Annotated in this window: 2 protein-coding genes and 1 pseudogene; all 3 read left to right on the top strand. The window is 47.1% G+C overall.

The window, feature by feature from the left end; translation table 11 throughout:
- Positions 1–1,026 precede the first annotated feature (1,026 nt).
- Entirely contained in the window at positions 1,027–2,655 is a 1,629-nt protein-coding gene (locus C7H79_RS15905) for a cytochrome-c peroxidase (RefSeq protein WP_106708237.1), read from the top strand.
- A gap of 169 nt (positions 2,656–2,824) precedes the next feature.
- Positions 2,825–6,760: a peroxidase family protein gene (locus C7H79_RS15900; protein ID WP_106708236.1), complete on the top strand. Its 3,936-nt coding sequence runs from the start codon at positions 2,825–2,827 to the stop codon at positions 6,758–6,760.
- A gap of 432 nt (positions 6,761–7,192) precedes the next feature.
- Positions 7,193–7,629 (top strand): annotated as a pseudogene (locus C7H79_RS15895) (IS5 family transposase); the annotation flags it as partial.

Below are 7,629 nucleotides of genomic sequence, written 5' to 3'. Positions count from 1 at the left end.
AGTACAACTTGAGAAATAATTAGTTTGTCATCTTAGTAAGATAGTAAAAAGGCACAAAGTTAGTTTGTGCCTTTTTACTATGCTCGCAAGAATTTGTTCAACAATTCGAAGCATAGCTTGACGTGCAAAAGACCGATGAAGTTTTTGCTGGCGAATCATCTGCATTCATACTCAAGGAGATTAGTGAGTTTTTTGCTCTGATCATTGTTTTTTATCCCAGATATATCACAGGTTGGTCAATGATCGAATAACGTAAACCATCATAGATCATCACAGGTCAATAATGCATTGATTATGACGTTCTGGAATCATCGGGGAAATTGCTTAAATGATGTTGTTACGAAAAGTTTCTTCCATACTCGAAAACTGAGCTGACTCTCATATCAAGCCCCTCTTTCTCGCATAAAGCTAAACAGATTGTGTTGGAAGGTATCAAGGTATTTTATACTGAGAGCAATTATATTCAGTTACTAATTAATCGTCGTCCATAGATTATGAATTCGAGAAAATGCTGCTTAACTTTGTGTCCGGATAAATATTGAAACGCTAGCCCAGACTGGCGAGATTTTTATCAACACATTAAAACTCTGCTGTCTACTCTTAATCTACATCAGAAATAATCATGGTTTAGAGATCTCTGTTAACAATTGTTAATAGTAAAAGTTAACATCTCATATCTTCTAAAATTAACATCCTGTATCTTTTTTTTAATCCGCTTGTTCTATATTCTTGTTTTAGGCAAATATAGTTTTTATGTTTAATATTAATGACATTTATTGATGCGGTAATACGAGGCATACGCTGTGAAGTGTGAATTGTGGCAGGGTTAGTTATTGATACGGCCAATAAAATATACATATTCTTCTGGCACTAATTTATAAAACTTTCTTACGATCCAGTTGGTTTAATAATTAGCTTCTCTTAACCTGATCGGAATGTAAAGATAATTTAACCTTCATATTTCAAAAAGTTATATTTGTATGATTATTATAATAATTTCAGACAAAATAAAGAGAGGGGCTTATTATGTTTATTTCCAATTATTCAGGTCGTGCTTCCAATAGCACTGATTTGTTAGTAACAAGCAGAATTAAAGGAGCATGTAGCCGTTTATTTCTACTTACAGGACTTCTGGCAACAGGAATGTTGATAAATACAGTTGGTAATGCGGCAGGCTCGTTGAAAAACGCCCCGGTTCCGTTGCCAGGTAACCTCGGCGCCTTCGTTCAAGACAAAAATGCAGCAATCCGGCTAGGTAAAGCGTTGTTTTGGGATGTGCAGGCGGGAAGCAACGGGAAACAGGCTTGCGCTACTTGCCACTACAGTGCGGGCGTGGATAATCGGAGCAACGGCAATACCGTTCATCCAGGATTCAATGGCATTGTTAACACCGTCCTCTCACTGGATGCGCTTGACGTGACCGGCTTCCCCTTTGGAACTGATAATGATGATGTTATCGGGTCGCAGGGCGTGCCAGATGCGGATTTCCTGGGTTTGATCCACGGCGACCCCTTAGATGTCTGCAGTCCTTCATTTCCCAATGACAACATCCTTCAAAGGACAGGTCGTCAAGCTCCAAGCGTGATCATGGCGGCCTACAATAGTGACAATTTCTGGGATGGTCGAGCCAAGCGGATATTCAATGGTGTGAATCCGGGCGGAGCTGGCACGGGTGCCATGATCTGGGTGAAAGGCCCTGCTGGTCTGTCTCAACAGGCTGTTACCATTCAACCGGCCAGCACGGGCTCCCAGGCAACAGGTCCGGCGCTCAGCAGCGTGGAAATGTCCTGCGTCGGAAGAACATTCAGCGACTTTGGCCGCAAGATGACCAACAATGGTGTCGATCCGCTCGCCCAGCAATTTGTGGCGGTTGATGATAGTGTACTTGGCGGATTATCGAGTTTTCCAGCTAAGGGTTTGAACACGACTTACAAGGACTTGATTAAGGCGGCGTTCCGTCCCAAACTCACTTCAGACAAGCTGTTGCCGGACAGTTCGGGTTTCACTCAGATCGAAGCAAATTTTTCTTTGTTCTGGGGGTTGTCCATTCTGCTGTATGAGAGCACGCTCATTCCAAACGATTCCCGTTTTGATCAGTTTAAAGATGGGACAGGCGCATTGACAGTCCAGGAGCGTAGAGGCATGAATGTCTTCAACGATAAGGGGCGTTGCGCGCATTGCCATACTGGCTCAACCTTTACCGCGGCTTCGGTCGTGGGCGGGAATCTTGAGCGGAATTTTACCAACAATGGTGTTAGACCTACCGCCGAGGATGGCGGCAGGCAACCGGAGAATCTGGGCAAATTCAAAGTTCCCACGGTTCGGAACGCAGAGCTGACCGGCCCATATTTTCACACCGGAGGGTATCTCACCTTACGGCAGGTAGTGGAGTTCTATAACCGAGGTGGGGATTTCGATAATCCGGAAAAAGATTCGCAAATCAGGCCGCTTGGTTTAAGCGAAGTGGAAAAGAACGCTCTCGTAGCTTTCATGTTGACGTTAACGGATGAACGCGTCCGCTGTGAAAGTGGCCCATTCGATCATCCATCCATCGACATTCCCAACGGTCCGTCCATTACGCAGGTCGGCGCAGGTGGTCGGCCAACGGGCGAATGTCTGAAACCGTTCCTGAACGCGAATCATTTTAATCCATAAGGCTACTTTATCAAAAACACAGCTTTTCGAGAATATACAAGCTGCCTCCGTCGGTACCAAAACTGACGGAGATGCTTTCTTCCCCGGTAAAGCAGGTTAGACCGTGTGATTCCGGGTTTCAGCAAGCTGGTAATGGCTTCGGCTTCTACACACTTTTCAGAGAATAAAAATGAAACTAAACCAAACAGACATTGATTTCTTGCTGGCAAACCTGTTGCAGCCGACACCGGCCAATCCACAGCAAATGAGCGGACTTCGCGATCCATCCGGACATAACAACAACTTGCTTCCCGGGAAAGGAGGTTATGGCGCTGCCGACGAACCCTTCCTTATTGTTACGCACCAAGCTCCTGTTGTTAATGCGGAGCCTGTTCCGACAGGGCTTCCATTTGGTCCACCGGCAAAAACGCCCACAGCGTATAACAATACCGATTCATTTGTTGTCGATTCAAGGCCGCGTGAAATCAGCAACCTAGTATCCAACCAAACCGATTTCATCCCCAACACGCCGACATTGACTGTCGCGCAGCCGATCAATCCATTGCCTTTTAGCGGCTGGATGACCCTGTTCGGCCAGTTCTTTGATCACGGTCTTGATCTGGTTCACAAGGGTGACCCGGGTATTATCTACATGCCGTTGCTGCCTAGCGATTCGTTATACAGTACAGCACCTGGCGCCAACAACTTTATGATCGTGCCGCGCGCCAATTTCACGGTTGATAGCGCCGGACACCGGGTCTACACTAATACGGTTTCCCCTTTTATCGATCAGAGTCAGACCTATGGTTCGCATCCAGGGATGACGGTCTTCTTGCAGGAGTACGATACAAACGGTAATGCTACCGGCCGCCTGGTTTCCGGTGCTGATGGTGGTATGGCAACTTGGAAGGACGTGAAGGCCAACGCTTTAAAAATGGGTATTACTCTGACTGATCATGATGTGCTGAATCTGCCAGAGGTAGTACTGAACGCAGACGGTACTTATGCGGGTCCGCCGGGAGGCGCTACGCTTTCCGGAGGACGCATAGGCCATGCTTTTCTCGACGATATCGCCCATGGTGCCAGTCCTGGACTTGGTTTGACCCCGGATCCAGATAATATAGCCGGCGCTCCTCATCCAGCTGGTACTTATGATGACGAATTGCTTAATGCTCATTTTATCGGTGGCGATGGGCGTGCAAACGAGAACTTTGGTTTAACTACAGTGCATTCGGTGTTTCATGGAGAGCATAACCGCGTGCTCGAAGATATCAAACAACTGGTGCACGATCGTCTGGTTGCTGACCCAGCATTCAATGGTGGAAAAGATTTTACGGGTGAACAGTACTTTGAGGCTGCTAGGCTCGTCACTGAAACGCAGTACCAGCACATGGTGTTCGAGGAATTTGCGCGTCGTATTAGTCCGGATGTTGCGGAATTTTCAAAATACAACGTAAACATCGATCCACAGATTTCAGTCGAATTTTCACAAGCAGTTTATCGTTTTGGACACTCGATGTTGACTGAAAATATTGACAAGATCAATAACCAAGGTCAATTTAGTCAAACTGGCTTAATCCAGGCGTTTCTAAATCCGCTTGCCTACGCCAACGGCGGCGACAGTGAAGCTTTTGCTGCGTCAGTAGCAACTGGAATGACGCGGCAAGTCGGTAATGAGATTGACGAATTTGTTACCGATGCCTTACGTAACAATCTAATCGGCCTGCCGTTGGATTTGCCGGCGATCAACATTGCGCGCGGGCGAGATGTCGGCGTGCCCACTCTGAATTCAGCACGAACTGATCTGTATTCTCAAACGGGTGATTCAGCGCTGGCACCCTATACGAGCTGGCAGGATTTTGGTAACAATCTGCTGCACCCATCTTCATTGAAGAACTTCATTATGGCATATGCAGGTACTCACATTCTCTCCTCTGCAGATCTTGCCTTGAGAGATTCAACCAATCCGGCAGATCAAGCTGTTTATGCCGCTGCTCTCAGCGTTGCCGCTGATACGATGATGGCCAATCAAGATTTCATGAATAACACTTCCAGTGCGCCAGCGGGAGCCGATGACTTCAACTCGATTGATCTTTGGTTGGGTGGTCTGGCCGAACAAAAAGTTGATCTTGGCATGCTCGGCTCTACCTTCAACTTTATCTTTGCCGACCAGATGGTCAAGCTCCAAGATGCCGACCGGTTGTACTACCTGGGTCGTCTTGAAGGAACCAATCTGCTAAGCGAAATTGAAAGTCAGACTTTTTCTGACATCATCATGCGCAACACCGGCGCAACGCATTTGTATGCACAGGCGATGGTAGTCCCTGATGCCTATGTCGAAATGGGAGGGCCAAACTCGACCCATCAACAGGGCTACTCACTGCGCGATGATCTGCAAAATCCAAGTAATCCGCTGCAATCATCAGACCCACGCTTTGGCACTGGCTATCACTTCAATCAGGCGACATTCACTGGCACCAAATTCAGCGAGATGATCGGTGGCACCGATGGGGCTGACATCATCCGCGGTGGTTTGGGCAATGACACTATTTACGGTGGTGACGGGAACGACAACATTGATGGGCAAGGTGACAACGACTTTATCTACGGAGGTGATGGGGACGACGTGATCACCGATTCTTCGGGTGATGATCTTATCCGTGGCGAAGGGGGTAACGACATCATTAACGCTGGTGTTGGAATCGATACCGTTTTCGGTGGTGACGGTAACGATATCATTCACGGTGGTAATGGTGCGGATGCAATATTTGGAGGAGATGGCGACGATCAGTTGTTCGGTGATCAGGACAACGACGTGATCGAGGGTGGTTCAGGTAACGATACGATTGATGGCGGCGCTGGTGCTGACAAGATTCTGGGTGGCGATGGTAATGACATTATCATGGGAGGTGAAGGGGGGGATAATTTACAGGGCGATGGTGGCGATGATCTGTTTATTCAATCTCCGGGCGATATCGGTTTCAATCACATCATTGATGGTGACGGAATACTTGCTGGCCGGGGTGGTATAGATACGGTAACGTATGCGGCGGCTTTGGCAGGCATCAATGTGAATCTGGGCAATTCAGTTGTTCGACTGCTGCCTCCCACCGCCCCGGCTCCGGATGTTTTTCGCTTCATTGAGAATCTAATCGGTTCGAGTCACAATGATATTCTGCGCGACACGTCAGTTATTGCTGTTGACAATGTGATTGACGGCGGACCCGGGGCTGACAAGATGGCAGCTGGTTTAGGCAATGACACCTACCTGGTGGATGACGTTGGCGACGTGGTTACCGAGTGGACAGGCCAAGGAATTGACACGATACTTACAACATTGCATAGCTACACACTGCCCACAGGAAGTGGTCGTGCGATTGAGAATCTTACTTTTAATGGCGTCAGTGGCTCATTTTCCGGGACCGGTAACAATCTTGCAAACGTGATTACGGGCAGTAATGATGGAGATACGTTGCTTGGTTTGGCCGGCAACGACACGCTGATCGGATTGCTGGGTAATGACAAGCTGGATGGTGGTTTGGGTAGTGACACAATGATTGGCGGCCAAGGGGACGATATCTATGTGGTCAATAGTGCAGGTGATGTTATTATTGAATTGGCCAACGAGGGCACGGATCTTGTGCAAAGTTCAGTGACATTTAGTCTGGTGACGCGTCCTGACGTTGAGAACCTGACGCTTATCGGAGGAGCGAATATCAATGGCACCGGCAATGGACTCAATAATGTGATCATCGGTAATGGTGGAGCCAACAAGCTTACTGGAAAAGGGGGAGTCGATACGTTAACGGGCGGCGCCGGGGCTGATCAGTTCAGCTACAGTGCTGTGTCCGATTCTGGTGTTGGTGCGGGCCTCCGTGACATCATTGTTGATTTTCTGAGTGGCACAGACAAGATCAATCTTCATGCTATCGATGCTAATGTGGGTATTGGGGGTAACCAGGATTTTGTTTTTATAGGTACAGCAGCGTTTAGTGCCGCCGGGCAGGTACGTTATGCCGGTGGTTTGCTGGAAGCTAATGTGGGTGGAGCTAATGGCAACGCAGCCGACTTTCAGATTGAGTTAACGGGGGCCCCGGCATTTGTTGCAACCGACCTGATCGCTTAATGAACAATAGCATAATAGTGTTAAATCCCCGGTTCTCGCGGGGATAAAATGATTTGACAGGAAGAAAAGCTGAAAAAGTATGTGCGTATTGAAACGGGAGAGTAGGGAAGCCAGTACAAGTGTGCTTAATTTTACATAGAGCTTGCTCAAAAAGTATAAATAGCTGATTGGATTTAATAATGGTGTATATATTAGTAGAATGATGAGCGTAAGTATGTGAATTAACATCAGAAACTGTGCACTATGATTCGTTATATCAGGCAAAAGCAGCTGCCACTCGAAGGATTTGATACACCGCTTGACATGATTCTTGATTTCAATACTCGCTGAGTAAAACTGAGAGATTGCTTACTGGGGATGAGATATCTGAGAGCTACTATAAGACCTCATGTTTAAGACTCAGCCAAAGATGCCGGAATTGTGATTGGAACGGTGATTGTTAAACATAAGCTATTGATTTCGGATGAAGAGACTGTTGCACAGATTCGAGAAAACCCGTACCTGCAATATTTTATTGGTCTGAAAGGTTTTAAGCGAAGGCGCCCTTTGCATCATCATTACTGGTTGAGATACGCAAGCGCATGGGTCAGACGGTGTTTGATGAATTTCATGAGGCAACCATCGAGACGATTGAACCTGAAAAGACAAAGAAAATCAGTCAAAGCAATTGATGATGATAACAACGACAATAACGTATCAAATAGCAGCGACGCGACCACCTCATTGGAGGCAGATCAATCTTTGGTCGATGAGCTGCCGCTGAATCACAGCCAATTAATACTGGATGCGATCGTTGCAGAACTAGCCATACGCTATCCAACAGACCTTGGATTGCTGCACGCCCAGCGTTCGTTCATTGACTATATCGA

It is taken from the genome of Nitrosomonas supralitoralis (assembly GCF_003011925.2).
In the GTDB taxonomy this organism is placed as follows: domain Bacteria; phylum Pseudomonadota; class Gammaproteobacteria; order Burkholderiales; family Nitrosomonadaceae; genus Nitrosomonas; species Nitrosomonas supralitoralis.
The sequence above is the reverse complement of the archived record's forward strand: the minus strand, read 5'-3'. Positions and strand labels throughout refer to the sequence as shown.